This is a genomic window from Phycicoccus sp. Root563, from assembly GCF_001427915.1.
GTDB lineage: Bacteria > Actinomycetota > Actinomycetes > Actinomycetales > Dermatophilaceae > Pedococcus.
On sequence record NZ_LMGM01000001.1, the window covers coordinates 2,538,033 to 2,563,056 of the forward strand.

A 25,024-nucleotide genomic window follows, 5' to 3' on the forward strand; every position below is an offset into this window, starting at 1 on the left:
GAGGTGTGGTTGTTCCCGGGCCAGTCAGCCGGCAGCGCGACGCCCCTTGCGGGCCTGGAGGTAGTCGCTGACGACGTACTCGCCGAGCCGGTCGACGCTGGGGGTGAACACCCGCCCGCCGGCTCGCCGCGCGATGGCGTCGACGAACCGCGCCAGCCCCGGGTCCTCGCCGAGCATGAACACGTTGAGCGCGGCCCCGGCCCGCCGCAGCTCGTCGACCTGGGCGACCGTGGCGCGCAGGGTCGCGTTCGTCGTCGGCCACTGGAACTCCGGTATGCCGCCGTCCCCGAGGTGCGCCGTCGGCTCGCCGTCGGTGACGACGAGCACCACCGGTTGCGCCTGCGGGTGCCGGCGCAGGTGACGGGAGGCGAGCATGAGTGCGTGCTGGAGGTTGGTGCCCTGCACCCACTCCGGCTCGGCATCGGCGAGCTGAACGGGGGTGAGGCGCCTGGCGGCGATGTTGAACCCGATGATCTGCAGCGCGTCCTGCCGGAACCGCGTCTGCACCAGGTGCGACAACGCCAGCGCCGTTTGCTTCATCGGCCCCCAACGGCCTTCGTTGACCATCGAGAACGACATGTCCACGCAGAGGGCGACCGCCGCCGTGGTGCGGCGCTCGGTCTCGACCACCTCGAAGTCGGCCACGTCGAGGCTCACCTGGCCCGGCTGGATACCGGTGCGGCGCAAGGCGTTCGCGACCGTGCGCGGGACGTCGAGCGGCTGCTCGTCGCCGAACTCCCAGGCCCTCGTCAGGCCGGTGGGTTCGTCGGCGTGGCCGGTGCGGCGGTCGTCGTGGTCGCCGTGGCCGTCGGCGGACAGCCCCTCGAACACCTTCTTCAACGCCGTCTCCCCGAGCCGACGCACGGCGCGCGGGGTGAGCCGCAGACCGTCGTCGCCCTGGCTGACGTACCCCTGGCGCTCGAGCTCGCGCTCCAGCTGCCGCAACGCCTCGAGGTCGCGGGCGGCATCGGCGCCGAGGTGCTGCTCGAGGCGTTCGACGTCGATGTCGTCCAGGCTCGACCCGCCGTAGCCCTGGCCGATCTGCTCCATGAGTGACTCGAGGTCGGCGAGCTCGGCGACCGCCTCGACGGCCGCGCTGTAGCCCAGGGGCTCACCACCGGGGCGCATCCCGACGGGGCTGCCGCGGTCGAGCCCGGGTCGCAGGGCGCGCAGGTTGTCGCCCAGCTGTGCCATCTCCGAGGCCAGGTCGGCGTCGGCGAGGGCGTCGCTCATGAGCTGGCCGAGCTGCTCGCGCTGCTCCGGGGTGAGCGAGGCCATCATCCGGGCCGCAGCGGCCTGTCGCCGGGCGAGGGCGTCGATCAGCTCGTCGACGTCCTGCGGGTCCTCAGGGAACAGCTCGCCGTGCTTGTCCATGAACTGCCGGAACGCGTCGGTCGTGTCCTCGCCCCGGGCGTGCGAGGCGAGCAGCCGGTTGAGGTCGGCGAGCATGTCCCGGACCGCCGCCATCGCCTCCGGGTCCGGGTCGGACAGCGCCCGCGCCATCCCGGCGAACTGCGCGTCCATCACCTCGCGCTGCAGCATCTGGGCGATCGAGTCGTAGATCGCCTTCGCCTCGGGGGAGTGCCACTCGTGCGAGGCGAGCGCCCGCACCTGACCGGCCGCGTCGTCGGGCAGCGTGGCGAGGTCCATCTCGGCGAGGCGCGCGTCGTCGGTGTCCTGCCCGGCGAGGGTGTCGCGCTCGGCAGCGAGGGCCTGGTCGAGGGCCGCCCGGACCTGGTCGAGCGTGCCTGACAGGTCACCCTTGCGCCGGGCCGCGTCCCGAGCCCGCCGTATGCGGTCGGCGAGCTCGTCGAGCCCGCGTCGCCCGTCCATCCCGCGCCGCAGCAGGTCGCGCAGGGCCTCTCGGGCGGAGCCCCCCGCGAGGACGTCGCGGCCGATCTCGTCGAGGGCCTCCCGCACGTCGAACGGCGGGGCCAGCGGATCGGCCCCACCCTGCCACGGGCCGTAGCGGAACCGGTCGCCGTGGTGACCGCTGCCGGGCACGATCAGGCCCCGTAGACCGTGCGGCCGGCCACGGTGTCCTTGTCGAGGCGCCGGGTGAGGTGCAGTCCCTCGAGGACGAACTCGACAGCGGCAGCGACCTGGCCCGGGCCGGCGTCGTCGCCGTGGCCGAGCCGGTCGAGCACCTTGGACAGGCCCGGGGTGGTCCCGATCTGGGCGAGCAGGTCGGCCGCGGGGACGAGCTCGCCGGTCTCGACGACCTCGCCCTCGGCGAACCGCTCGGTGAACCCCGACAGGTCCAGGCCCTGCAGCCGTGCCCGGAACGTCTCGGCTGTCGCGAGCCGCAGGAGGTGGTCGAGCACGTCGCGCTCGCGTCCCTCCTCGCCCATCTCGAACTCCACCTTGCCGAGCAGCGTCGGCACCACGGTGGGCACGTCGCAGATCCGGGCCACGGCCTCGGACTCGCCGGAGCGAGCCGCGCGCCGCAGGGCCGAGGCGCTCACGCTCTCGGCCGCCGCGATCGAGAAGCGCGCCGAGACGCCCGACCGCTGGTCGACCGCCGAGGACTCACGCAACCCGCGGGTGAACCGCGCCAGCACCTCGACGAGGTGCTCGGGCACGTCGGCGACGGTCTCGGCCTCCTGCTGGATCAGGCGGACCTCGTCGGCGACCTCCTCCTGGTAGTGCGTGCGGATCTCGGCCCCGAAGCGGTCCTTGAGCGGGGTGATGATGCGTCCGCGGTTCGTGTAGTCCTCGGGGTTGGCGGTGGCCACGAGCAGCAGGTCGAGGGGCAGGCGCAGGGAGTACCCGCGGATCTGGATGTCCCGCTCCTCGAGGACGTTGAACATGGCCACCTGGATGCGTTCGGCGAGGTCGGGCAGCTCGTTGAGGCCGAAGATGCCGCGGTTGGCACGGGGGACGAGGCCGTAGTGGACCGTCTCGGGGTCACCGAGGGTGCGGCCCTGGGCGACCTTGACCGGGTCGACGTCGCCGACGAGGTCCCCGACGCTGGTGTCGGGCGTGGCCAGCTTCTCGGTGTAGCGCTCGTCCCGGTGCCGCCACACCACCGGGAGGTCGTCCCCGAGGTCGGCCTTGAGGTTGAGGCAGCGGGTGCACACCGGAACGGTCGGGTCGTCGTGGATCTCGCAGCCCGCGACCTCGGGGGCCCACTCGTCGAGCAGCTGGCCGAGGGTGCGCATCAGCCGGGTCTTGCCCTGGCCGCGCTCGCCGAGCAGGACGAGGTCGTGGCCGGCCAGCAGGGCGCTCTCCAGCTCGGGCAGGACGGTGTCGTCGAAGCCGACGATGCCCGGGAACGCAGTCTCCCCGGAACGCAGTCGCTCCAGCAGGTTCTCGCGGAGCTCCGCCTTCACGCTGCGGTGGGTGTAGCCGGTGGCGACGAGCTCGCCGAGGGTGCCGGGGCGTTCGGTCTGGGTCATTGCTCCACGCTACGTCCGGCCCTGCGCGACCGACACCCGTGGGGGCGTCCTGCTCAGGGACTGGTGACCCGTGGCCCGCGGCCGCCCGACGCGTTCGGCGGCGGCTCGACGAACGCGCAGAACACGTTTCCCTCGGGGTCGGCCAGGACCGTCCAGTCGGGACGCTCCTCGAGGACCCGCGCCCCGGCGGCGACGAGGGCCTCGATGCTGGGGGTGTCGACGTCCCAGTGCACGCGGTTCTTGCCCGTCCGCGGCTCGGGCACCGGCACGAACACCAGGCTCTCGAACGGCAGGGCGGCGTCCGGCCCCGCGTCGAGCCACCACCAGTCGTGCTCCTGGTCGCTGCCGACGGGGAGCCCGAGGACCTCACCCCACCAGCGCGCCATCCGGCCGGGATCCGCGCAGTCCACCACGACCTCGTACAGGCGGTAGCCGCTCAGTCGCTCCGGGGTCCGGACGAACGCGCAGAACTCACCACCCTCCGGGTCGGCCATGATCGTCCAGCCCTGCTCCCGGGTGGCCGGGACCAGGACGGTCGCACCCAGGGCCTCGAGCGCGGCCACGGACTCGGTGTCGACGTCGAGGTGCACGCGGTTCTTGACGGTCTTCGGCTCGGGCACGGTGTTGAGCCACAGGCTGTGGTGCGCCGTCTCGCCGAGCAGGACCGTCGGGTCCGTCCGGTCGGCCCGGCGCCGCAGGCCGAGGGCCGCCGTCCAGAACGCGACCTGCCGGGCCTCGTCCTGCACGTCGAGGCAGAGGTCCTTGAACCGTGCGAGCGCCATCCGCCCACCCTAGGGATCCACTGCGCCCATGAAAGTGCGCCCTGCCCATGGAACGTCATGGGCAGGGCGCACTCCGGTGGGCACAGCTCGCTGGACGGCGGAGCAGGCCCTGGTCCGGCGCCGGGTCGGTGGCGCCGGAGGTCAGGCGGCCGGGTAGTCGGTGTAGCCCTCGGCGCCGCCGCCGTAGAAGGTGTCGGGGTTCGGCTCGTTGAGCTCGATGCCCTCGCGCCAGCGCTTGGGCAGGTCGGGGTTGGCCAGGAACGGGCGGCCCACGGCGACGAGGTCACCGAGGTCGCGCTCCAGCAGGCCCTCGACGGAGTCCAGCGTCGTCACGTCACCGAAACCGGTGTTGATCATGACCGGGCCGTCGAACCGCTTGCGCAGGTCACGCAGCAGGTCGGAGTCGGGGGCGGCCAGGATGCTCAGGTAGGCCAGACCCAGGTCGGCGATGCCCGAGACGAGCGCGTCGTACGTCGCCGTGGTGTCGGCCGCGTCCTCCTCGAGGACACCCTGGATGTTGTGCGCCGGGGAGATCCGGATCCCGACGCGCTCGGCGCCGATCGCCTCGGCGACGGCGCGGGTGACCTCGATCGACAGGCGCGCACGGTTCTCGGGGGAGCCGCCGTACCCGTCGGTGCGGGTGTTGCTGCTCGGCGCGAGGAACTGGTGGAGCAGGTAGCCGTTGGCCGAGTGGACCTCGACACCGTCGGCGCCGGCGGCCACGGCCTGGCGGGCCGCGTGCACGAAGTCGGCGACGATCCCGGGGATCTCGTCGGTCTCCAGGGCCCGAGGCGTCGGCTGGTCGACCTGGCCGGTGGCGGTGACCATCTTCCCGGGCGCCGCGATCGCGCTCGGGGCCACGGACTCGAGGCCACCCTTGTTGTCGGGGTGGGCGATGCGTCCGACGTGCATGAGCTGGATGAAGATGCGACCGCCCTCGGCGTGCACGGCCTCGGTCACCTTGGCCCAGCCGGCGACCTGCTCGTCGCTGTGGATGCCGGGGGTGTCGAGGTAGCCCTGGCCGACGGCGGAGGGCTGGGTGCCCTCGGTGATGATGAGGCCGGCGCTGGCGCGCTGGCGGTAGTACTCGACGTTGAGGTCGGTGGGAACGCCACCCTCACCGGCACGGTTGCGGGTGAGCGGAGCCATCACGAAGCGCTGCGGCAGCGTCCACGGGCCGACCTGGGCGTTCTCGAATGCCTTGGACATGCAATCTCCTCGAAGTCGATCGTCAAAAGTTCAACAAAGACGGCAACCGTGGTGACCGGCGACTGATTCCCGCCGCACGGTGAACTCGCGGCGACAGGCGCCAGTCCGTGCTGCGGGCGTGCCGTACGTCACCCCGGCGGCGAGGATGGGGTCGTGCAGTCCGTCGAGCTCCTCCTGGACCCGGCCACCGATGCCGCGGTCCGCGCCGAGTGGGCGGCCCTGTCCACGGCGGGGCTGCCCAGCCAGGCCGACCACCGCGGCGAGACCAACGCGCCGCACGTCTCCGTCGCCGTCGCCGGCGCGTTCCCCGGTGCGGCGGAGGAGCTCCTGACCGCAGTGGCGGCGGGGATCCCGGTCCCCGTGCGGCTCGGCGCGCCGGTGCTGTTCGGTGGCCGCCGCGTCGTGCTGGCCCGCCTCGTCGTCACCGACCGCGCCCTGCTGGACCTCCACACCGCCGTATGGTCCGCGGTCGCCGGTGCCGCCGACCCCTCGCCCCACACCGTCCCGGGGAGGTGGGTGCCGCACGTGACGCTCGCCCGCGGCATACCCGCCGAGGAGGTGGCGACCGCGCTGGGGACGTTGGGTCGCGAGCGTGGTGGGGTGCCGGAGCTGGTGGGCGAGGCCGTGTCACTGCGGCGCTGGGACTCCGACGCCCGGCGCGCGTGGACGGTCTGACGCGACCCTGCCCGCGCGGGGATGGCACAGTGCTGGGTATGCCGCCGACCGCACCCGCCGTTGCCCCCGCCGTCCTCGACGTCGTCGCCCTCCGCGCCCAGTTCCCGGCCCTGGACGGTGGCGCCGCGCACTTCGACGGCCCCGGTGGCTCTCAGATCCCGACGGTCGTGGCCGAAGCCGTGGCGTCGACGATGACCGCCCCGATGTCGACCCGTGGCAGCGTCACGAGGGCGGAGCAGAACTCCGACTCCCACGTGCTCGCCGCCCGCTCCGCGCTCGCGGACCTGCTGGGGGCCCAGCCCGGTGGGGTGGTGTTCGGGCGGAGCATGACGGCACTGACGTTCGACCTGTCGCGCACGCTGGCCAAGGACTGGGGGCCGGGCGACGAGGTCGTCGTCAGCCGGCTCGACCACGACGCGAACATCCGTCCGTGGGTGCTCGCCGCCCAGGCTGTCGGCGCGACGGTCCGGTGGGCGGAGTTCGACCCGGAGACCGGCGAGCTGGACCCGCAGGCGTTCGCGGACGTGGTGACGGACCGGACCAGGCTGGTCGCGGTGACCGGTGCCTCCAACCTCATCGGCACCCGCCCGGACCTGCCCGCGATCGCCGGGATCGCCCACGACCACGGTGCGCTGCTGTTCGTCGACGCCGTCCATCTCGCCGCCCACGCGAGCGTCGACCTCGTCGGGTCCGGTGCCGACGTCGTGGCCTGCTCGCCCTACAAGTTCTTCGGGCCGCACTGCGGGGCGTTCGCGGCCGACCCGGCGTTCCTCGAGACCCTGCAGCCCGACAAGCTCGCGCCGTCGTCCGACGCGGTGCCCGAACGGTTCGAGCTGGGGACGCTGCCCTACGAGCTCATGGCCGGCACCGCCGCTGCGATCGACTTCATGGCCGACCTGGTGCCGGGCACCGGGTCCGACGCCTCCCGCCGGGAACGGCTGGTGCGCTCCCTGGCCGCGGTCGAGGCGCACGAGCTCGAGCTGCGCGGGCGCATCGAGGCCGCCCTGGCCGAGCTGCCCGGAGCCACCCTCTACTCCCGTGCCGCCCACCGCACCCCGACCCTGCTGGTGGGGTTCGACGGGCACGACAGCTCCGCGATCTATCGCTTCCTCGCCGACCGCGGGGTGAACGTCCCGGCCAGCAACTTCTACGCCCTAGAGGCGTCCCGGGCCCTGGGCCTCGGGGACGCGGGTGCGCTGCGGATCGGGTTGGCGTCGTACACGGACGACGACGACGTCGCCCGCCTGCTCGACGGCCTCGACGCCTGGTTCGCGCGGGCCTGACGTCGCGCCGGCCGCGGTCGCCGGCGCCAGCTCTCGCTACTCCCGGGCGAGACGGGCCTTGAGGATGGTCGCCAGCCGGTTCATCTGCTGCACGTGCGCGGAGTCGCCATCGGTCTGGACCACCGCCGGGCCCACGTGGTCGGTGATGATCGCGACGGCATAACCGTCGTAGATCCCCATCTGGCGGGTCACGGTGTCGGGGCGGAGCCAGCCACCCTTGAACGCCCCCGCGCCGATGGTGCCCAGCCCCCACCGGTGCGCGCTGATCGGACGCATGGACGAGAGCAGGTAGCTGCTCGAGGCGCGGGACACCACACGGCCGTTCGCCAGCGCGGCCATGAACCGCACCTGCTCACGGATCGTCCACTGCATCCCGCCCTGCGAGGTGTCCGGGGCGACGGTGCGGGTGTCGCCGACCGAGCGCAGGACGCCGGTGATCGCGGCGCCGGGGCTGCCGGGGATCTCGTTGCGCAGCGCCACGACCGCGTCCGCGTCGGAGGCGGTCAGGGCGGCAGAGATCCATCGGCGCTGCTGGGCGGTGGCCCTGCCGGGGTCGCCGTCGCAGACCGTGTCGAGGAAGGCCGCCACGACCAGCACCTTGGACGTCGACCAGGCCTTCCAGCTCGGGACCGAGCCCTCGACGGTGACGTCGCCCGGATCGGACAGCGGGGCGAACGCCAGGGCGTTGCGGGTGTCGCCCACCAGGCCCGCGGGTCTGGCGGGGCCGCCGGCCGTGGAACGCGACGGCGTCGGCGTGGCGGCCTCGGGGGTCGAGGGAGTGGACCGCGCGGTCTTCGTGGCCGTGGCGGTCGAGGGTCGCTTGGTCGCGGCGGTCGTGGACGTGGTCGGGCTGGCCGCGGTGGTCCCCGGTGACGTGGCGGTGGTGGCCCCCGAGGAGGCGGCGGAGCCCGTGCCGGCCGCGCGGCCGGGTGGCTGCGAGGAGCAGGCAGCCAGCAGCAGGCCGGCGACGACGATCGCGAGGGTGGGGCGCACGCTCACCGAGGGTAGCCGCCGGCCCGTCGGCCGGACCGGGTCAGCTGTCGCGGTACCGCTTCGCCGCAGCTGCACGGTCGGCGAGCACGGAGGCGTCCACGGGCGCCGGCCCCTTCGACCAGTCGGTGGGGTCCGCGGCATACATCACGGCGTAGGCCGCGGTGTCGCGCTGCGTGCGCCAGCCCTCGGCGAGGGGGCCGAGGTCCAGGGTGTCGTAGCCGATCTCGTCGAACAGCCGCGTCACGGTGGCCTTGGCGTCGGCGTCGTCCCCGGCGATCGCGAGGGCGCTGCGCTCAAGGGAGCCGGCGGGGCGGGCCAGGGCCCGGAGGTGCTCGAAGTAGATGTTGTTGAAACCCTTGACCACGTGGGACGTGGGCAAGTGCGCCTGGACCAGCTCGGACGTCGTGGTCGACTCGTCTTCGAGCTCGGCGACCTGCCCGTCACGCTGCGGGTAGTAGTTGAGGGTGTCGATGACGACCTTGCCGGCGAGCTCGTCGACCGGGATGTCGCGGTAGTTCTTGAGGGGGATGGTCACGACGACCACGTCCCCGGCCTTCGCAGCCTCTGCCGCCGTCGCGGCCCGTGCACCCGGGCCGAGCTCGGTGACGAGGTCGGCGAGCGTCTCCGGCCCGCGGCTGTTGCTCATCACGACCTCGTGGCCGGCCGCGAGGGCCAGCCGTGCGACGGTGCTGCCGATGTTGCCACTGCCGATGAAACCCCATGTCGTCATGCCCGCGTCAACCGTCTGGCGACCCCGTTGATTCCGGCTTTGGCATGCTCTGCGCCATGACCTCCCCGTCGAACGACTCCCAGAGCCCCGCGCCCGCCAGTGAGCGGGAGGTGCTCGTGGAGTACCTCGGCCACTTCCGGCTCACCTTCGCGCGACTGTGCGAAGACCTGACGGCGGAGCAGCTGGCGACCCGTTCGGTAGAACCGTCCTCCTTGTCGCTCCTCGGTCTGCTGCGGCACCTCGCAAAGGTCGAGCACATCTGGTTCCGGATCACCATGGAGGGCAACGAGATCCCGCGCCTCTACGGCACCAGCGAGGTCGTCGACGCCGACTTCGACGGCGCGGTCGCCGATCCCGAGGTCGTGGCCGAGGCGTGGGAGTGCTGGCGACGGGAGGTCGCCCACGCCGAGGAGTTCGTCGCGCAGGCCGCCTCGCTCGAGCTCATGAGCACCCACCCGACCCGCGACCCCATCTCCCTGCGGGAGCTGCTCGTGCACCTCATCGAGGAGTACGCGCGGCACTGCGGCCACGCCGACCTGCTGCGTGAGCGGATCGACGGCCGCACCGGTCACTGAGCCCGCCGCAGCGCGGCATACGGCAGGGTGGGGTCCGTGAGTGAGGACCAGGAGCGCATCCGTGACGCCGTGCAGCGGTATGCCGCCGTGCACGGTCAGGTGCAGGAGGCCAGTGACGGGTACGTCGCCATGGTGACGGCGCTGCTCGACGACGCCGGCATCAACTACGTGTCGGTGACCGGCCGGGCCAAGAGCGTCGCCTCGTTCGCGGGCAAGGCGGCCCGCACGGGCCCCGACGGCGACCCGCTCTACGGGGACCCGATCGAGCAGATCACCGACCAGGTGGGGGTCCGGGTGGTGACCTACCTGCGTGACGACGTCACTGCCGTCGCCGACCTGCTCTCCGACCAGCTCAGCGTCCTCGACGACCGCGACCTCGGGCAGGAGACGGCGCGACAGGGACGGTTCGGCTACGCGAGCCGGCACCTGCTCGTGGCGATCGACCGGATCAAGGGTGCGCCGGCGCAGTACGACTCGCTGAAGGGGTTCAGCGCGTCCGTGCAGGTGCGGACGATCCTCCAGCACGCCTGGGCCGAGTTCGAGCACGACATCCGCTACAAGGGCACCATCCCCGAGGAGCACGTCAGCGACCTCGACCGACGGTTCACCCTGGCCGCGGGCCTGCTCGAGCTCGCCGACCGTGAGTTCTCCGAGATCCGGCACCGGTTGCAGGCGACCATGGGTGAGCACGCCCTCCCGGCCGACGACAGCGACCCGCGCATCAGCGCCTCCGACCTCGCGACCTTCCTCGGCGGCCAGTTCACCGATGCCGGCTGGTCACGCACCGACCACTACGCCTGGATCTCCGGGTTGCTGCTCGAGCTCGGGATCACCTCGCTCGAGGAGCTCGCCGGGCTGCTCCAGTCGATCGACGCACCGGCCATCGACGCGCGGATGGGCTACCGCTACCCGGCCGGGGCCGTGCGTCGGCTGGACGACGCCCTGCTCGCGGTGTTCGGCGCCCGTTACCTCGGGCTGCACGGCAACGCCCACCGGGAGGCGTCGCTGCGGGCTCGTCTGGACAAGCTGCGCGCCTGAGTCGGGGGCGCGCGGGAGGCCCGCAGAAAGGGTGCGGAGGCCCGCAGAAAGGGTGCGGGAGGCCCGCAGAAAGGGTGATGACGCTGTCGGCGCCCGGGTCTATCGTCCGGGGCATCACCCTCGGCCGCGCCGGTCGGCCGGTCCCGACCACCCCTGGGAGCACCTGATGGCCTCGACGCTCAACCCCTACCTCGGCTTCGACAACCGCGCCCGTGAGGCGATGGAGTTCTACCACGACGCCTTCGGCGGCACCCTGACGATGAACACCTTCGGCGAGTACGGCGCGGCGGACGGCCCCGACAAGGACAAGATCATGCACGCCCAGCTCGTGACCGACGCCGGCTTCACGCTGATGGCCAGCGACGTGCCCGAGGGGATGGAGCGCGACTCGGGCTCGTCGATCACGGTCAGCATCAGCGGCGACGACGCCGACGAGCTGCGTGGCTACTGGGACAAGCTCAGCGACGGCGGCACCGTGACGATGCCGCTCGCGAAGCAGATGTGGGGCGACGAGTTCGGCATGCTCACCGACCGCTTCGGGACGGCGTGGATGGTCAACATCGCCGGCTCGGCCGGTGGCGAGGACCCGGGCGCCGCGGGTGGCGAGGACTCAGGCGCCTGACCGGGGTCCGCTCGCCGATGCGGACGGCGTGCGCGCTGTGGCTCCCGCGGGCGGTGCGGTCGCAGCGACCCGCTCCCGGTGGCGATCGGTCACCTCGGTGAAGCCGTCGAGCAGGGCGCGCAGCCGCTCCAGCTCGGCCACCGTGAAGCTCGCCAACCCCTGCTGACCCTCCTCGACCATGGGCCCGTAGGCCGCCCAGGTGCGACGCATCCCTTCCTCGGTCATCGCCACGAGGATCTTGCGTCGGTCGGTCGGGCTCGGCTCTCGCTGCACGTACCCCTTGGCGGCCAGCCGATCGAGCAGCGCCGTGGTGGCCGCCGGCTTGAGCCCTGTCGCCACGCTGAGCTCGCCCGCGGTCCGAGGTCCCTCCACGAGCACGTCGAGGCAGCGCAGGTCGGCCGGGCCGAGCCCGAGCTGCCGCCCGACGGCGTCGTCGAAGGCCGCGACGCTGCGCTGGTAGTGCTGCATCGCCCGACCGAGGTCGTCCACGACCTGTTGACGTCGTCGTGCCATGCGTGCAATCCTTTCGATTATCGAACTATCTGATTGTCGTAAGAAAGGCTATCACCGTGAAGGCTCTCGTCGTCGGTGGCGGCATCGCCGGACCCGCCACCGCCCTGGCCCTGCAGCAGGTCGGCATCGACGCGCTCGTCCTGGAGTCCCACCTGGAGTCCCGCGGGGCGGGCGACCAGGTGGGTTCGTACTTCACGGTCGCTCCCAACGGACTCAGCGCCCTGGAGGCGATCGGCACCCTGGAGCTCGCGCGGGGCATCGGCAGCAGCACCCGCACCAACCTCATGTTCGGCGCGACGGGGAAGCTGCTGGGCCGCGTCACCGCCGGCACGCCGCTGGCCGACGGCACGCCCGCCCTGACCATGAAGCGTTCGCACCTCGGCCGGCTGCTGGGTGACGAGGCCCGGTCGCGGGGGATCGAGGTACGTCAGGGCGCCAGGGTCGTCTCCGTGGCCACGGATGCAGGCGCCGCGGTCGCCACCCTGGCCGACGGGAGCGAGCTGTCGGCCGACCTCGTGGTCGGCGCCGACGGCGTGCACTCCACCGTGCGCCGAGCCGTCGACCCAGGGGCGCCGGGCGCACGGTACGTCGGACTCACCAACTTCGGGGGCATCACCCGCGGCACCGCGCTCGCGTCCGAGCTGGCTCCGGAGTCGTGGCACTTCGTGTTCGGGCGGCGGTCGTTCTTCGGGGCGCACCCGACACCGGCGGGCGACGTCGTGTGGTTCGTCAACGTGCCCCGGCCGGAGATCGCGCCCGCCGAGCGGGCCGGCACCACCCCCGAGGAGTGGCGGGACCGGCTGGCCCGGCTCGCGGAGGACGACGCAGGCCCGGCGCGGGCCCTGATCGAGGCAGGAGAGCTGGAGCTCGCCGGTGACAACACCTACGACCTGCCGCACGTGCCCACGTGGCACCGCGGACGGATCGCCCTGGTGGGGGACGCCCTGCACGCGCCGTCGCCCAGCTCCGGTCAGGGTGCCTCGATGGCCCTGGAGGATGCCGTCGAGCTCGCCGCATCGTTGCGGGATGCCGGTTCGGTGCCGGAGGGGTTCGCCCGCTTCGAGGCCCGGCGCAGGGCCCGCGTCGAGAAGATCGTCAAGGTCGGGGCGCGGTCCAGCAGCGCGAAGATCTCCGGTCGGGTGGGTCGCGTGCCCCTCGAGGCGATGATGCGGGTCGTCTTCAGGTACGCGGTCACCGACAGGTCCCAGGAGTGGATGACCGGCCACCGCGTCACCCTGCAGGCTGCCCCGTCCCTCGGACGCGGTTGAGGTGCAGCCGGGCCGTCCGTGCGACGAGCTCGAGCGGCAGCGGGGCCGACAACGGGAACTTCAGCGTGCCCCGCCCCGCGACGTAGGGGGCGGTCTCGGCGGCATACGCCTCGTCACCCTCGGGGATCGGGTAGACGCTCACGTGTCCCTTCCACCCGGCGACGTACATCGCGACCCGACCGTCCACGAAGAAGGCGGGGATGCCGTAGCTGATCCTCTCCTCGGCACCCGGGAGCTCCGCCAGGATCGTGGCGCGCAGCCGCTCCACCGCGTCCCGGCTCGGCCCGGACAGCGCGGAGAGGTAGGCCTCGACCGTCTCGAACGGCGCCATGGCGCGACGCTACTCCGGTGCGTGGATACGGTGACAGGGTGAAACGCGCCGCCTCCGCCCTGTTCGTGGTCCTGCTGGGACTGCTCTGCGTGGCGGTGCCGTCGTCCGCAGCCCCGGCCTCGAGCACCAGCACGGGTGGCGAGATGGACCCACTCGGTGCCGCCCGGGCGGCTGGGCTCCCGCCGACCATCAAGGTCGGGACGGAGGGCGTCTACCCACCGTTCAGCTACCACGGCGGGACGGGCAGCGGCCTGACCGGCTACGACGTCGACGTCATGAACGCCATCGGCAAGCACCTCGGGGTGAAGGTCGAGTACGTCGAGACACCCTTCACCTCGATGTTCGCGGCCCTGGAGGCCGGCCGGTTCGACGTCGTCGCCAACCAGATCACCTTCAACGAGGAACGCAACGCGCGGTACGACCTCAGCGACCCCTACGTCGAGACCACCGGCGTCCTGGTCGTCCGCAAGGACGAGACCCGGATCAAGACCATCGCCGACCTCAAGGGGAAGCGGTCGGCGCAGAACATCACGAGCAACTGGGCCGAGGTCGCCAAGAAGGCCGGGGCGACGGTCGTGCCGGTCGACGACATGGCGCTCGCGATCGACAACCTCGAGCAGGGGCGCGTCGATGCCCTGGTCAACGACAAGCTGGCCATCCGCAACTACCTCGCCACCAAGAAGGACGCGGGGGTGAAGGTCGTCGCCGAGACCGACGACGTCAGCAGGTCGGTCCTCGCGGCGAGGAAGGGCTCGGGCTACCTTCCCCAGCTCAACAAGGCCATCGCCGACCTCAAGGCCGACGGCACGCTCGACAAGATCTACGCCAAGTACTTCGGTGCCGAGCGCAAGCAGACCAGCACCCTGCAGGTGATGAAGGACAACGCCTGGCCGATGGCGCGCGCGGCCCTCACCAAGACCATCCCGCTCACCGCGATCAGCTTCGCCATCGGCATGGTGATCGCGCTGGCGGTCGGCCTGATGCGGATGTCCAAGCAGCCCGTGGTGTCGGGGATCGCCCGGCTCTACATCTCGTTCATCCGCGGGACGCCGCTGCTGGTGCAGCTCTTCCTCATCTTCTACGCCCTGCCCCAGCTCGGGGTGAAGATCGAGCCGTTCCTCGCAGCGGTGATCGCCTTCAGCGTCAACGTCGGTGGGTATGCCGCGGAGATCGTCCGCTCCTCCGTCGAGAGCCTGCCCAAGGGGCAGTGGGAGGCTGCGTCCACCGTCGGCATGGACTACGCCACCACCCTGCGGCGGATCATCCTGCCGCAGGCTGCGAGGACTGCGGTCCCGCCGTTGTCCAACACCCTGATCTCGTTGGTCAAGGACACCTCGCTCGCCGCGGTCATCCTCGTGACCGAGCTGTTCCAGCAGGCCCGGCTCGCGGCGGCCCCGAGCTTCGAGTTCCTCGCACTGTTCGGCATGGCGGCTGTCTACTACTGGGTCATCTGCCTCGTGCTGTCCTTCGTCCAGTCCCGCACCGAGACCCGACTGAACAGGTTCGTGGCCGCATGAGCACCTCTCCCAGCACCCACCTCGTCGAGGTCGAGCACCTGCGCAAGTCCTTCGGCGACAACGTCGTCATCGAGGACGTGTCGTTCACCGTCGACCCGGGCACCGTCACCTGCGTCATCGGACCGTCCGGCTCCGGCAAGACCACGCTGCTGCGCGCCCTGAACGCCCTCGAGGTGCCCGACAAGGGGATCGTCCGGATCGGCGACACCACCGTCGACTTCGCCGGCATCAACCCCGGTGCCCGCGGCCGCCTGCCCCGAGCGCAGCGGGCCGAGCTCATGGCGCTGCGTCGCCACAGCGGCATGGTCTTCCAGGCCCACCACCTCTTCCCGCACAAGACCGCGCTCGAGAACGTCACCGAGGGCCCGGTCGTCGTCCAGCACGAACCCGGCGCCGAGGCGACGGAGCGGGCTCGCCGGCTCCTCGACAAGGTGGGCTTGGCCGACCACGCCGACAAGTACCCCTTCCAGCTCTCGGGCGGTCAGCAGCAGCGCGTCGGGATCGCCCGGGCACTGGCGATGCGGCCCGACCTCGTGCTCTTCGACGAACCCACCTCCGCGCTCGACCCCGAGCTCGTCGGCGACGTCCTCGGCGTGATGAAGGCCCTCGCCGGAGAGGGCCTGACCATGGTGGTGGTGACGCACGAGCTGAGGTTCGCGCAGCAGGTCGCCGACCAGGTGCTCTTCATCGACGGCGGCCTGATCGTGGAGCAGGGTCCGCCGCAGGACGTCATCGCGAACCCCCAGCACCCCCGGACCAAGACCTTCCTCCAGCGGCTGCTCGAACCCATCTGAGGCCGCGCCGTCAGGCGCGCAGGACGAGGCTGACGACGTCGACGAGCGCGATGGCGATCGAGGCGAGGAACGGGACCCGTCCCCGTCCGCCCACTGCGACCGCGGCCAGCGCGACGCAGAGCCCTCCGGCGACGGCTGCGGACAGTGGCACCGGACCCGGCGGGCCGAGCACGGCGACCGCGGAGCCTGCGAGCAGCACCAGCGGTGCCACGACCCGCACGACGCCTGCCCCCAGCCGCTGGGGGAGCCCTCGCACACCGGTCGCCGCGTCGTCCGCGAGGTCGGGGAGGGCGTTGAGCAGGTGCGCGCCCACCCCCAGGACTGCGCCGGTGGCGACCATCCAGGCCGGTGGCCAGGACGGGGTTGGGAGGGCGAGGCTGACGACCGCGGGCAGCGCGCCGAAGGCGACCGCATACGGGACCGCCGACCAGGCCGTGCGCTTGAGGCCGAGGTTGTAGGCCCACCCGGAGGCGACCCCGAGCGCCAGGTGCACCGACCCCGAACGCCAGCCGCACGCGAGGGAGAGCACCACGCACGCGACGAGGGACACCGCGATGGCGCTGCGAACCACGGCCTCCGACGCGGCGCCGGTGGCGACGGGCTTGTCCGTCCGGCCGACCCGGCGGTCGCGGTCGGCGTCGATGAGGTCGTTGGACCACCCGATCCCGAGCTGCCCGGTCGCGACCGCGGCCACGACGAGGAGGCCGGAGCCGAAGGAGTGCCCGGCAGCCACGGCGAGCAGGGCGGTCAGGACGGTGACCGCGAGGGCGGGTGCGGGGTGGGCCGCCGCGAGGATCGCGAGCAGGCGGTGCGGGCCCGGTCGGGGCCGCGCGGCGGACGGTGCCGCCGGTCCGTCGGTGCCCTCACCCATACCCCGCAGCGTAGGTGCGAGGAGCGGTATGGCGCCGAGGGCGCGCTCCCGGGCCGGCCGTGCCTAGGCTGTGGAGGTGAGCCACCTCCTCTCCGTCCGCGGCACGCTCCCGGAGCACCGCTACCCCCAGAGCGAGGTCACCGAGGTCTTCGCCGAGGTCCTTGCTCCCCACAAGCCGAACCTGCCTCTCCTGCAACGGGTCCACGGCAACGCAGGCGTCGAGTTCCGGCACCTGGCCCTCCCGCTGGAGCGCTACCCCGAGCTCAAGGACTTCGGCGCCTCCAACGACGAGTTCATCCGCGTCGCCGTCGACCTGGGTTCGGAGGCGGTCGAGGAGGCGCTGGCGGCGGCGGGTCTCACCGTGCGGGACGTCGACCTGGTGGTCTCCGCGACCATCACCGGGTTGGCCGTCCCCTCGGTCGAGGCGCGGATCGCCGCGCGCATCGGGCTGCGGGCCGACGTCAAGCGCGTCCCCCTGGTGGGTTTGGGCTGCGTCGCCGGGGCTGCCGGGGTCGCACGGGTCCACGACTACCTGCTGGGCCACCCCGGCGAGGTGGCCGTCCTCGTGTCCACGGAGCTCTGCAGCCTCACCGTCCAGCGCGACGACACCTCGATGGCCAACCTCGTGGCGAGCGGCCTGTTCGGCGACGGGGCCGCGGCCGTGGTCATGGTGGGCGCCGACCACGGGTCCGCGTCCGGACCGCGGGTGCTCGCCACCCGCAGCCGGATGTATGCCGACACCGAGCGCGCCATGGGGTGGGACGTCGGGGCCAGCGGTCTGCGCATCGTCCTGGGTGTCGAGGTGCCCGACCTCGTCAGGGAGAACCTGCGCGAGGACGTCGACGGGTTCCTCGCCGACCAGGGGTTGACCCGTGCGGACATCGGCTGGTGGGTGGCCCACCCGGGTGGGCCCAAGGTGCTCGAGGCGATGCAGGAGGCCCTGGAGGTCGACCGCGACGCGCTCGGGATGACGTGGGACAGCCTGGCCCGCATCGGCAACCTCTCGTCGGCGTCGGTCCTGCACGTGCTCGCCGACACGCTGCGCGACCGTCCGCCCGCGCCCGGCACCCATGGGCTGCTGCTCGCGATGGGCCCGGGGTTCTGCCTCGAGATGGTCCTCCTGCACGCCCCGGGGGCCTGACCGGTGTCCGTCGCCCTCTTCGTCGCACTCGTCCTCGTCGTCAGCCTCGAGCGGCTCGCCGAGCTGGTCGTCTCCAAGCGGAACGCCGCCTGGGCCTTCGCCCGCGGCGGGCGGGAGACCGGGTTCGGCCACTACCCGGTCATGGTGGTGCTGCACTCGGCGCTGCTCGTGGGGGCCCTGGTCGAGGTGCTCGTCGCGGACCGCCCGTTCCACGCCGCCCTGGGCTGGCCGATGCTCGTGGTGGTCGCCGCCTGCCAGGCGTTGCGGTGGTGGTGCATCCGGACCCTCGGCCACCAGTGGAACACCCGCGTCATCGTCGTGCCGGGCGCCGGGCGGGTGACGGGCGGTCCGTACCGCTTCTTCTCCCACCCCAACTACGTCGCCGTCGTCGTCGAGGGAGTCGCGCTGCCGCTGGTCCACACGGCCTGGGTCACGGCAGTCGTGTTCACGATCGCCAACGCAGCGTTGCTGACCGTGCGGTTGCGCGCCGAGGAGCGCGCCCTCGCGGACCTCGACGTGGCGGTGGGCACGCCATGACGGCCGAGGTCGACGTCGCCGTCATCGGGGGCGGCCCCGTGGGGCTCGCGGCAGCCCTCCAGGCGGCTCGTCACGGACGGTCCGTCATGGTGCTGGAGCCCCGTTGCGGACCCATCGACAAGGCCTGCGGCGAGGGGCTGATGCCGGGTGCGGTCGCCGCGCTCGCCTCGCTCGGGGTGGACCCGCAGGGGCTGCCGCTCACGGGGATCCGCTACCTCGCAGGTAAACGCCAGGCCCAGGCCGACTTCCGTGACGGCGCGGGTCGTGGCGTCCGCCGGACGACGCTCCACGCCGCCCTCGACGACGCCGTGCACGAGGCCGGGGTCGAGGTCCGACGGGTGGCCGCTGGCGACCTCGCCCAGGACGGCGACGCGGTCACCGTCGCCACCCGCGAGGGGGGCCGTGCGGGGGAGCCGGTCCGGGCGGCATACGTCCTCGCGGCGGACGGGCTGCACTCACCGGTGCGTCGCGCCCTCGGTCTCGACGCCCCGGCACGTGGACCGGCGAGGTTCGGGCTGCGCCGCCACCACGCCATCGCCCCGTGGTCCGACCACGTCGAGGTGCACTGGGGGCCGACGGCCGAGGCGTACGTCACCCCGGTGGCGCCGGACCTGGTCGGGGTCGCGCTGCTGACCCGCAGCCGAGCCGGGTACGACGCGCTCCTCGAGCAGTTCCCCGCCCTCTTGGAACGCCTCGGCGGCGCCACCGGCTACGGCAGCGACCTGCGCGGTGCCGGCCCCCTGCGCCAGCGGTCCCGCCGACGCGTCGCGGGCCGCGTGCTCCTCGTGGGGGACGCGAGCGGCTACGTGGACGCCCTGACGGGAGAAGGGATCTCGTTGGGCATCGCCCAGGCGGCCGAAGCGGTGGCCGCCGTCTGCGCGAGGGACCCGCAGCAGTACGAACGCGGCTGGCGACGAGCGAGCTGGCGCTACACGGTGCTCACGCAGGGACTCGTCCAGGCGACGCGTCCGGCCTGGGTGCGGCGGGCGATCGTCCCTGCCGCCGCGGCGCTGCGGCCGGTCTTCGTCGGGGCCGTGCACGAGCTCGGGAGGGTGCGATGACCACGGGCGCGTCCCGACCGACGTCGACCACGGACTCGACGATGGAGGAGCTCGTCGTCCTGCTGGACGACGAGGGCCGGGCCGTCGGGACCGCCCCGAAGGCCACCGTCCACACCGCCGACACGCCCCTGCACCTGGCCTTCTCCGCCTACGTCTTCGGCAGCGACGGGCACCTCCTGCTGACCCGGCGCGCCCTCGACAAGCCCACCTTCCCCGGCATCTGGACGAACTCCGTCTGCGGTCACCCGGCGCCCGGCGAGGACCTCGCCGAAGCGGTGCGCCGTCGCGCGCTCCAGGAGCTCGGTGCCATCGTCACCGGTGTCCGTCTCGTGCTGCCCGGGTTCGGCTACCGCGCGGAGATGGATGGTGTCGTCGAGCACGAGCTCTGCCCCGTGTATGCCGCGTGGCTGGCACCCGGAGAGCGGTTGCGGCTCGATGCGAGCGAGGTGCACGAGGCCACGTGGGTGGGGTGGCACGAGGTCTGCGAGGAGGTGCGGTTCGGCCTGCGCGCCGTGTCGCCGTGGTGTGCTCGGCAGCTGCGCCTGCTCGAGGCGCTCGGCCCCGACCCCCGGCGCTGGTCCGAGGGGGACGCCGCGCTGCTGCCGCCGGCGGCTCGTACGGTGGGCGGGTGACCGAGGCCCCCACCGCGCCCACCCGTGACGAGGACGTCCCTGCCTACTGGCGCGCGCTGGGCCTGCCCGGTCTGGCCGACATCCACGTGCACTTCATGCCGGACCCCATGCTGCGCAAGGTCTGGGACTACTTCGACCACGCCGAGGAGCACTACGGCACGCCGTGGCCGATCACCTACCGCCAGGACGAGCCGGGCCGACTGCAGGCCCTGCGTTCCCTGGGGCTGAAGGGGATCCCGGCCCTCAACTATGCCCACAGGACCGGGATGGCGGCGTGGCTCAACGCGTGGGGCACGGAGTTCGCCGAGCGGGTCCCGGACGCCGTCCACAGCGCGACCTTCTTCCCCGAGCCGGGTGCGGCGGACGAGGTGCGGTCTGCCCTGGCGGCCGGTGCGAGGCTGTTCAAGCTGCACGTGCAGGTCGGCCGGTTCAGCCCGCTCGACCCGCTCCTCGACGACGCCTGGGGCGTGCTCGCCGAGGCGGGTGTCCCGATCGTGCTCCACGCCGGGTCGGCCCCCCTGGCAGGGGAGTTCACCGGTCCGGGGGCCGTGGCCGAGCTCCTGCGCAGGCACCCGGACCTCGCGCTGGTCATCGCGCACCTGGGCATGTCGGAGTACCACGCGTTCGCCGACCTCGCCGAGAACCACGACCGGGTCCACCTCGACACGACGATGGTCGGCACAGACTTCACCAACCGCTTCGCCCCGATGCCGGACGACTACCTGCCCCGCCTTGCCGCCCTGGGCGACAAGGTCGTCCTGGGCTCGGACTTCCCCCAGATCCCGTACCCGTACGCGCACCAGATCGAGGCGTTGGACCGTCTCGGGTTCGGGGACGACTGGATGCGCAAGGTGTTGTGGCACAACGGGGCCCGTCTCATGGGGCTGGCTGCCTGACTGCGCGCCTCCCTCCGACCTCGTCGACGGTGGGTCAGTCGGCAAGCGTGACGTCGCGGTGCCAGGACTCCGTGCGGTAGCTCGTCTCCCAGCCCATCGAGACGTAGAGCCCGTCGGCCCCGGTGGGGGAGTCCGCATCCACCTCGAGGTTGACGCGGTTGCGCCCACGTTCGGCAGCATCGCGGATCACGGTGTGCAGCAACGCCTTCGCCACCCCGCGCCCTCGGGACCGACGATGCACCCCGATGTAGTCGATGTAGCTCCCCTCCACGCCACTCGCGTCGGCCGACAGCACCGAGCTGACGATCGCCCCACCGGGCAGGACGACCCCGTCCGTCTCCACCTCCGCGATCCACCAGTGGTCCCAGCGGTGCCCGGGGTCCTCGCGGAGCCGCTGGACGAACTCGGGGAAGCTCTCGCGGTAGGAGTTGAAGTGGTCGGCGAACGACTCCTCGAGCATCTGGTGCACCGTCTGCAGGTCCCCTGCCACGGGCAGGCCGTTCTCGTGGGTGGCGACGCGTCGCACCGTCACCCCCTCCTTCGGCGCGGACAGGACGCCCTCCCCGGCCTCCGCCGCCGCGACGGGCCGCGACATCTGCAGCCAGGTCCGGACCTTCGTGTATGCCGCCGCGGCCAGCCAGCGTGCCTGGTCGTCGTCGCCGACGTGGCGGCCGGAGTCCAGCTGCGTGCCGGCGAGGCCCCGTTGGCCGGCGATGTCGAGGGCCGTCTGCTCCGACCACGCGAACAATGCGGCCGCCACCGCGTGGCGTTCCTCGACCCCTGGGTCCACCGTGAGGTCGACGACGGTGCGTCCGGCAGCCCGGTCGTGCACCCGGACCCAGGCGCGCACCTCGCCCTGCTCGTCGACGACCAGCAGCTGGCGCCGGGTCCACGAGGCGTGACCGGCGACCTCGAGGGCCACGGTGGTCTCGTCCACCGAGCTGGCCCCCCGTGTCGCCTCGTGGTGGCGGGCGACGAGGCGCACCAGTGCAGGGACGTCGGTGGAGGAGGGCACCCGCGTCGACCAGTCCGGCGGGAGGTCGGTGAGCTGGTCGTGGGATTTCACCCGCCCATCGTCCCAGAGCGGCAGGGTCGTCCCTCGCGCGGCGACCCCGGCCGCTCCGGAGTCAGCCCAGGGCGAGCGGCAGGAGTCCGCCCGGCCCGAGGGTTCCCCGGGCGTACCGGACGGACTCCTGCCGATCAGGCACGGGATGGGTGCCGACGGCCAGGGCGTGCTCGAGCAGGTCGAGGACGTCGACCAGGCTGCGCACGCAGCGCAGGTAGGTCAACAGGTCACCGTCCAGGTCGCCGGGTACGGTCCCCGTCACGGGTGAGTACCCCTGGAAGAACCACCGGACCTGTTCGTCGGTGATGGGCGCGTGGGAGAAGACGCCGCCCACGACGAACATCAGGTCCGCCTCCCTCGGCGCGAGCACCGCGTCGTCCCAGTCGACCAGGTGGACCTGGCCGCTCCCGTCGACGAGCAGGTTGCCGTGGTGCGGGTCGCCGTGGCAGAGGACGCGGAGGGCGTTGGTCCACGCGGGGGAGGCGGCCAGCTCGGTGGCCCTGTGGGCGACGGCCAGGACCCGCGGACCGTGGGTGTCCCAGAGCTCGACAACCTCGACGACGACCGGGTCGCCGGGACCGTCGAGCGCAGCGCGGCGGACCACTTCGCCGAAGCCCGTGGCCTGCGCCACCACCCGACGCGGGTCATGGTCCTCGACCGGCACGCTGGCGAGCGCCGACCCGGGTCCTGGTGCGCTCGGGGACAGGGGGACGGTGTGCAGCCGGCCGAGGAGCTCGCCGAGGAGCACCCACTCGCGCGGCGCCATACCGGTGTCGAGGACCCGGCGGCCGTGCACCCAGGGCACGAGGCTGAGCCTCGATCCGTCGTCGTGCGCGACCGAGACCAGGGTGCCGTCCCGGGTGGGCACCGGGCCCGGGACGCCGGGCACGCCGCGACCCGCGAGGAGGGCCGCGACCGCGAGCCCGGGCTGGGGGCCGCGACTGGTCTTCGCCGCGTACTCGCTGCCGTCGGTGGCCACCACGCGCACGAGGTCGGCGCCGGTGTCGCCGCCCAGACCGACGGGCACCAGCCGGTCCACGTCCACGCCGAACTCGCGGCGGATCCGCTCGGCCAGGTGGGTCGACCGGGGCGCTGCGTCCATCTTCGCCACCGTAGCGGCGGGGCTTCGACAGGGCACCGGGGTTTCATCCGGGTTAGCGTCGAACCATGGTCGATGTCATCCGCATGTTCTCCGTCCCCCGTTCTCCCCAGGAGGTCGTGGCCTACCTCAGCGACTTCTCCAACGCCGTCGCCTGGGACCCCGGGACGGTGCGGTGCGAGCGGGTCGGCAGCGGGCCGGTGCAGGTCGGGTCGACGTGGAAGAACACCTCGAAGGTCCTGGGCCGCGAGACCGAGCTCGACTACGTGCTGACCACCCTCGAGCCCGACCACGTGGTCCTCAAGGGGACGAACAAGACGGCAACCTCCACCGACGACATCACCGTCGAGCCCGACGGGTCAGGCTCCAAGGTCACCTACCACGCCCACATCGTCTTCAACGGCATCGCCAAGCTGGCCGAGCCCTTGATGCAGCGGGTGTTCGAGAAGCTCGGCGACGAGACGGTCGAGGGCATCACCCGCGAGCTAGGCGCCGGCCGCGCCGCCTAGGACTCCCTCTGCGGGGAGGTCGAGGCGGCGCGTCCGCGAGGAGCTCAGGGCGTGCCGGCCCCGAGGGCGATGTCGAAGCCGCCACCGTTGCGGGCGACTCCCACCAGCATGAGGCCGGCCCACTCGAGGGCGTGCGCCATGTCGAGCTCCCCTGCATCGCGGGGTCGCAGTCCCAGGCTCTCGAGGAAGGCGGCGACGGCGCTCCTGGCCTCGGCGCCGTCCCCGGCGAACAGCAGGTCCACCGGCTCGTCGGCGGCCAGGACCCCGCCGAAGATGGTGTTGAAGGCCTTGACCACGTGCGCGCCCTCGGGGGCGACGGCGGCCATCTGCTCGGACACCGAGTGGCCGGCCGTGGTCGCCAGCCCGCTCGCGTCGGCGTTGAAGGGGTTCGTGATGTCGACGAGGACCTTGCCGGCCAGCGCCTCGCCGTAGTGCCGGACCACGTCCACCGCTCCGGCGAAGAGGACGGCGACGACGACGATGTCACCGGCCGGTCGTGCGCCATACGAGCCGACGGTGGCCCCGTTGCCGATCTGCTCTGCGAGGGCCTGTGCCCTGGCGCTGTCGCGGGCCATGATCTCGACGGTGTGTCCGTGCCTCGCCGCGCGCGTGCCGATCGCGGCGGCCATGTTGCCCGAGCCGATGATGCTGATGCTGGTCATGTCGTGGTGCTCCTTGGTGGGTCCGGATCCGTGGTCCGTCGGAGCGCCAAGCTGAGGCACCCCTCCGGTTATGGGCTACAACCGGAGGGGTGCCTCAGGTTATTCCGGGGTACGTTGGCCACGTGAGCTCCACCGACGTCGACCAGGCGCGTCCGGCCCGACGTCGCGACGCCCAGGAGAGTCACGACCGCCTCATCGCCGCCGCCCGTCGCGAGTTCGCCGAGCGTGGCGTGGACGCCTCCCTGGAACAGATCGCCCGGGACGCCGGCGTCGCCATCGGCACGCTGTACCGCCACTTCCCCACGCGGCTGGACCTGCTCATGGCGGCGCTCGAGCCCCGGCTCCGGGAGTTCCTCGACGGTGCCACCGCGGCCCTGGAGATCGACGACCCCTGGGACGGGTTCGCCTACTACCTGGAGAACCTGTTCCGGGTGCAGGCCGGTGACCGGGGGTTCAACGACTTCCTCTCGCGCCGCTTCCCCGGCAACGCCGAGACCGAGCGCATCCACGACGAGATGTGCCAGCACATCGAGGACGTGCTCACCCGCGCCCAGGACGCGGGTGAGGCGCGCCCCGACATCACGCAGGCCGACATCGTCAACCTGATCTGGTCGAACGGCCGGATGATCGACGCCACGCGGACGACCGCTCCGCAGGCGTGGCGACGACACCTCCACCTCATGCTCGACGCCTACCGCGCCGATCGCGCCCACCCCCTGCCCGAACCGCCGATGACGGACGCGCAGCTCTACGACGCCATGGTCCACCTGAGCACGGCCGACTAGCGCCGTCCGCCGTCCGCCATCCGCCGTCCGCCATCCG

26 protein-coding genes and 1 pseudogene are annotated in these 25,024 nt (G+C 72.6%); 15 read left to right on the forward strand and 12 right to left on the reverse strand.

Features of this window, described 5'->3' with window-relative positions:
- Positions 1–24: 24 nt before the first annotated feature.
- The 4 genes from ASD62_RS12015 to ASD62_RS12030 form a co-directional block, all read right to left on the reverse strand.
- The gene (locus ASD62_RS12015) at positions 25–2,004 is read right to left on the reverse strand and encodes a VWA domain-containing protein (RefSeq protein ID WP_056916160.1); all 1,980 of its coding nucleotides are present in this window, start codon (positions 2,002–2,004) and stop codon (positions 25–27) included.
- Between the two features lie 2 nt (positions 2,005–2,006).
- Entirely contained in the window at positions 2,007–3,398 is a 1,392-nt protein-coding gene (locus ASD62_RS12020; RefSeq protein WP_056916161.1) for a sigma 54-interacting transcriptional regulator, read from the reverse strand.
- A gap of 53 nt (positions 3,399–3,451) precedes the next feature.
- Positions 3,452–4,180, reverse strand: a complete 729-nt coding sequence (locus ASD62_RS12025) for a VOC family protein (protein ID WP_056916162.1) — start codon at positions 4,178–4,180, stop codon at positions 3,452–3,454.
- Positions 4,181–4,321: 141 nt separating this feature from the next.
- Positions 4,322–5,389 (reverse strand): alkene reductase, encoded by a 1,068-nt coding sequence (locus ASD62_RS12030; RefSeq protein WP_056916163.1) that lies wholly within the window; start codon positions 5,387–5,389, stop codon positions 4,322–4,324.
- A gap of 153 nt (positions 5,390–5,542) precedes the next feature.
- On the opposite strand from ASD62_RS12030, the gene ASD62_RS12035 reads away from it, so the two are divergent.
- Both ASD62_RS12035 and ASD62_RS12040 read left to right on the forward strand, forming a co-directional pair.
- Entirely contained in the window at positions 5,543–6,064 is a 522-nt protein-coding gene (locus ASD62_RS12035) for a 2'-5' RNA ligase family protein (RefSeq protein WP_056916164.1), read from the forward strand.
- A gap of 38 nt (positions 6,065–6,102) precedes the next feature.
- Entirely contained in the window at positions 6,103–7,347 is a 1,245-nt protein-coding gene (locus tag ASD62_RS12040) for a cysteine desulfurase-like protein (RefSeq protein WP_056916165.1), read from the forward strand.
- Between the two features lie 36 nt (positions 7,348–7,383).
- Here the strand turns inward: ASD62_RS12040 and ASD62_RS12045 are convergent, their stop codons facing one another.
- Positions 7,384–8,340 (reverse strand): hypothetical protein, encoded by a 957-nt coding sequence (locus ASD62_RS12045; RefSeq protein WP_157581449.1) that lies wholly within the window; start codon positions 8,338–8,340, stop codon positions 7,384–7,386.
- A 40-nt stretch (positions 8,341–8,380) separates the two neighbouring features.
- Positions 8,381–9,100, reverse strand: a pseudogene (locus ASD62_RS12050) (NADPH-dependent F420 reductase); the annotation flags it as partial.
- Positions 9,101–9,126: 26 nt separating this feature from the next.
- On the opposite strand from ASD62_RS12050, the gene ASD62_RS12055 reads away from it, so the two are divergent.
- The 3 genes from ASD62_RS12055 (at position 9,127) to ASD62_RS12065 (ending at position 11,305) form a co-directional block, all read left to right on the forward strand.
- Entirely contained in the window at positions 9,127–9,645 is a 519-nt protein-coding gene (locus ASD62_RS12055) for a DinB family protein (RefSeq protein ID WP_082581003.1), read from the forward strand.
- 36 nt (positions 9,646–9,681) lie between these two features.
- Entirely contained in the window at positions 9,682–10,683 is a 1,002-nt protein-coding gene (locus tag ASD62_RS12060; RefSeq protein ID WP_056916169.1) for a GTP pyrophosphokinase family protein, read from the forward strand.
- Positions 10,684–10,849: 166 nt separating this feature from the next.
- Positions 10,850–11,305, forward strand: a complete 456-nt coding sequence (locus tag ASD62_RS12065; protein ID WP_056916170.1) for a VOC family protein — start codon at positions 10,850–10,852, stop codon at positions 11,303–11,305.
- Here the strand turns inward: ASD62_RS12065 and ASD62_RS12070 are convergent.
- Entirely contained in the window at positions 11,294–11,818 is a 525-nt protein-coding gene (locus ASD62_RS12070; protein ID WP_056916171.1) for a MarR family winged helix-turn-helix transcriptional regulator, read from the reverse strand. The genes ASD62_RS12065 and ASD62_RS12070 overlap by 12 nt on opposite strands.
- Before the next feature lie 56 nt (positions 11,819–11,874).
- Between ASD62_RS12070 and ASD62_RS12075 the strand changes: the two genes are divergently transcribed.
- Positions 11,875–13,086, forward strand: a complete 1,212-nt coding sequence (locus ASD62_RS12075; protein WP_056916172.1) for an FAD-dependent monooxygenase — start codon at positions 11,875–11,877, stop codon at positions 13,084–13,086.
- Here ASD62_RS12075 and ASD62_RS12080 read toward each other — a convergent pair.
- Positions 13,049–13,417 (reverse strand): iron chaperone, encoded by a 369-nt coding sequence (locus ASD62_RS12080; protein ID WP_056916173.1) that lies wholly within the window; start codon positions 13,415–13,417, stop codon positions 13,049–13,051. The genes ASD62_RS12075 and ASD62_RS12080 overlap by 38 nt on opposite strands.
- 38 nt (positions 13,418–13,455) lie before the next feature.
- Here ASD62_RS12080 and ASD62_RS20995 point away from each other — a divergent pair, with 38 nt between their 5' ends.
- Positions 13,456–14,934: an ABC transporter substrate-binding protein/permease gene (locus ASD62_RS20995; RefSeq protein ID WP_369818798.1), complete on the forward strand. Its 1,479-nt coding sequence runs from the start codon at positions 13,456–13,458 to the stop codon at positions 14,932–14,934.
- Positions 14,931–15,728 (forward strand): amino acid ABC transporter ATP-binding protein, encoded by a 798-nt coding sequence (locus ASD62_RS12090; RefSeq protein ID WP_056916174.1) that lies wholly within the window; start codon positions 14,931–14,933, stop codon positions 15,726–15,728. Before ASD62_RS20995 ends, ASD62_RS12090 begins: the two co-directional genes overlap by 4 nt.
- A gap of 10 nt (positions 15,729–15,738) precedes the next feature.
- Here ASD62_RS12090 and ASD62_RS12095 read toward each other — a convergent pair whose 3' ends face one another.
- On the reverse strand, positions 15,739–16,599 hold the full coding sequence (locus ASD62_RS12095; RefSeq protein ID WP_082553232.1) for a UbiA family prenyltransferase: 861 nt from the start codon (positions 16,597–16,599) through the stop codon (positions 15,739–15,741).
- Positions 16,600–16,675: 76 nt separating this feature from the next.
- On the opposite strand from ASD62_RS12095, the gene ASD62_RS12100 reads away from it, so the two are divergent.
- The 5 genes from ASD62_RS12100 to ASD62_RS12120 are packed head-to-tail and all read left to right on the forward strand — an operon-like array spanning position 16,676 to position 20,866.
- Positions 16,676–17,740 (forward strand): type III polyketide synthase, encoded by a 1,065-nt coding sequence (locus tag ASD62_RS12100; protein WP_056917355.1) that lies wholly within the window; start codon positions 16,676–16,678, stop codon positions 17,738–17,740.
- 3 nt (positions 17,741–17,743) lie between these two features.
- A complete protein-coding gene (locus ASD62_RS12105) occupies positions 17,744–18,277 on the forward strand; it encodes an isoprenylcysteine carboxyl methyltransferase family protein (protein ID WP_056916175.1) in 534 nt (177 codons plus the stop codon).
- Positions 18,274–19,338, forward strand: a complete 1,065-nt coding sequence (locus tag ASD62_RS12110) for an NAD(P)/FAD-dependent oxidoreductase (protein WP_056916176.1) — start codon at positions 18,274–18,276, stop codon at positions 19,336–19,338. The genes ASD62_RS12105 and ASD62_RS12110 overlap by 4 nt, the downstream gene beginning before the upstream one ends.
- On the forward strand, positions 19,335–19,970 hold the full coding sequence (gene idi / locus ASD62_RS12115; RefSeq protein ID WP_235529204.1) for an isopentenyl-diphosphate Delta-isomerase: 636 nt from the start codon (positions 19,335–19,337) through the stop codon (positions 19,968–19,970). The genes ASD62_RS12110 and idi overlap by 4 nt, the downstream gene beginning before the upstream one ends.
- Positions 19,967–20,866: an amidohydrolase family protein gene (locus ASD62_RS12120; RefSeq protein WP_056916177.1), complete on the forward strand. Its 900-nt coding sequence runs from the start codon at positions 19,967–19,969 to the stop codon at positions 20,864–20,866. Before idi ends, ASD62_RS12120 begins: the two co-directional genes overlap by 4 nt.
- A gap of 34 nt (positions 20,867–20,900) precedes the next feature.
- Here the strand turns inward: ASD62_RS12120 and ASD62_RS12125 are convergent, their stop codons facing one another.
- On the reverse strand, positions 20,901–21,932 hold the full coding sequence (locus ASD62_RS12125; RefSeq protein ID WP_056916178.1) for a GNAT family N-acetyltransferase: 1,032 nt from the start codon (positions 21,930–21,932) through the stop codon (positions 20,901–20,903).
- 61 nt (positions 21,933–21,993) lie between these two features.
- A complete protein-coding gene (locus ASD62_RS12130) occupies positions 21,994–23,034 on the reverse strand; it encodes a phosphotransferase (RefSeq protein WP_056916179.1) in 1,041 nt (346 codons plus the stop codon).
- Positions 23,035–23,099: 65 nt separating this feature from the next.
- Between ASD62_RS12130 and ASD62_RS12135 the strand changes: the two genes are divergently transcribed.
- Entirely contained in the window at positions 23,100–23,540 is a 441-nt protein-coding gene (locus ASD62_RS12135; RefSeq protein ID WP_056916180.1) for an SRPBCC family protein, read from the forward strand.
- A gap of 44 nt (positions 23,541–23,584) precedes the next feature.
- On the opposite strand, the gene ASD62_RS12140 is transcribed toward ASD62_RS12135, so the two are convergent.
- Positions 23,585–24,202: an NADPH-dependent F420 reductase gene (locus tag ASD62_RS12140; protein WP_056916181.1), complete on the reverse strand. Its 618-nt coding sequence runs from the start codon at positions 24,200–24,202 to the stop codon at positions 23,585–23,587.
- A gap of 122 nt (positions 24,203–24,324) precedes the next feature.
- Between ASD62_RS12140 and ASD62_RS12145 the strand changes: the two genes are divergently transcribed.
- Positions 24,325–24,987, forward strand: a complete 663-nt coding sequence (locus tag ASD62_RS12145) for a TetR/AcrR family transcriptional regulator (RefSeq protein ID WP_056916182.1) — start codon at positions 24,325–24,327, stop codon at positions 24,985–24,987.
- Positions 24,988–25,024: the final 37 nt, after the last annotated feature.

Bases quoted from the DNA above. Each gene is read 5' to 3' on its own strand.
- ASD62_RS12090 (WP_056916174.1), top strand. From the start codon at position 14,931: ATGAGCACCTCTCCCAGCACCCACCTCGTCGAGGTCGAGCACCTGCGC.
- ASD62_RS12055 (WP_082581003.1), top strand. From the start codon at position 9,127: ATGACCTCCCCGTCGAACGACTCCCAGAGCCCCGCGCCCGCCAGTGAG.
- ASD62_RS12130 (WP_056916179.1), bottom strand. From the start codon at position 23,034: ATGGACGCAGCGCCCCGGTCGACCCACCTGGCCGAGCGGATCCGCCGC.
- ASD62_RS12030 (WP_056916163.1), bottom strand. From the start codon at position 5,389: ATGTCCAAGGCATTCGAGAACGCCCAGGTCGGCCCGTGGACGCTGCCG.
- ASD62_RS12020 (WP_056916161.1), bottom strand. From the start codon at position 3,398: ATGACCCAGACCGAACGCCCCGGCACCCTCGGCGAGCTCGTCGCCACC.
- idi (WP_235529204.1), top strand. From the start codon at position 19,335: ATGACCACGGGCGCGTCCCGACCGACGTCGACCACGGACTCGACGATG.
- ASD62_RS12065 (WP_056916170.1), top strand. From the start codon at position 10,850: ATGGCCTCGACGCTCAACCCCTACCTCGGCTTCGACAACCGCGCCCGT.
- ASD62_RS12025 (WP_056916162.1), bottom strand. From the start codon at position 4,180: ATGGCGCTCGCACGGTTCAAGGACCTCTGCCTCGACGTGCAGGACGAG.
- ASD62_RS12040 (WP_056916165.1), top strand. From the start codon at position 6,103: ATGCCGCCGACCGCACCCGCCGTTGCCCCCGCCGTCCTCGACGTCGTC.
- ASD62_RS12140 (WP_056916181.1), bottom strand. From the start codon at position 24,202: ATGACCAGCATCAGCATCATCGGCTCGGGCAACATGGCCGCCGCGATC.
- ASD62_RS12095 (WP_082553232.1), bottom strand. From the start codon at position 16,599: ATGGGTGAGGGCACCGACGGACCGGCGGCACCGTCCGCCGCGCGGCCC.
- ASD62_RS12070 (WP_056916171.1), bottom strand. From the start codon at position 11,818: ATGGCACGACGACGTCAACAGGTCGTGGACGACCTCGGTCGGGCGATG.
- ASD62_RS12110 (WP_056916176.1), top strand. From the start codon at position 18,274: ATGACGGCCGAGGTCGACGTCGCCGTCATCGGGGGCGGCCCCGTGGGG.
- ASD62_RS12135 (WP_056916180.1), top strand. From the start codon at position 23,100: ATGGTCGATGTCATCCGCATGTTCTCCGTCCCCCGTTCTCCCCAGGAG.
- ASD62_RS12080 (WP_056916173.1), bottom strand. From the start codon at position 13,417: ATGGCGCCGTTCGAGACGGTCGAGGCCTACCTCTCCGCGCTGTCCGGG.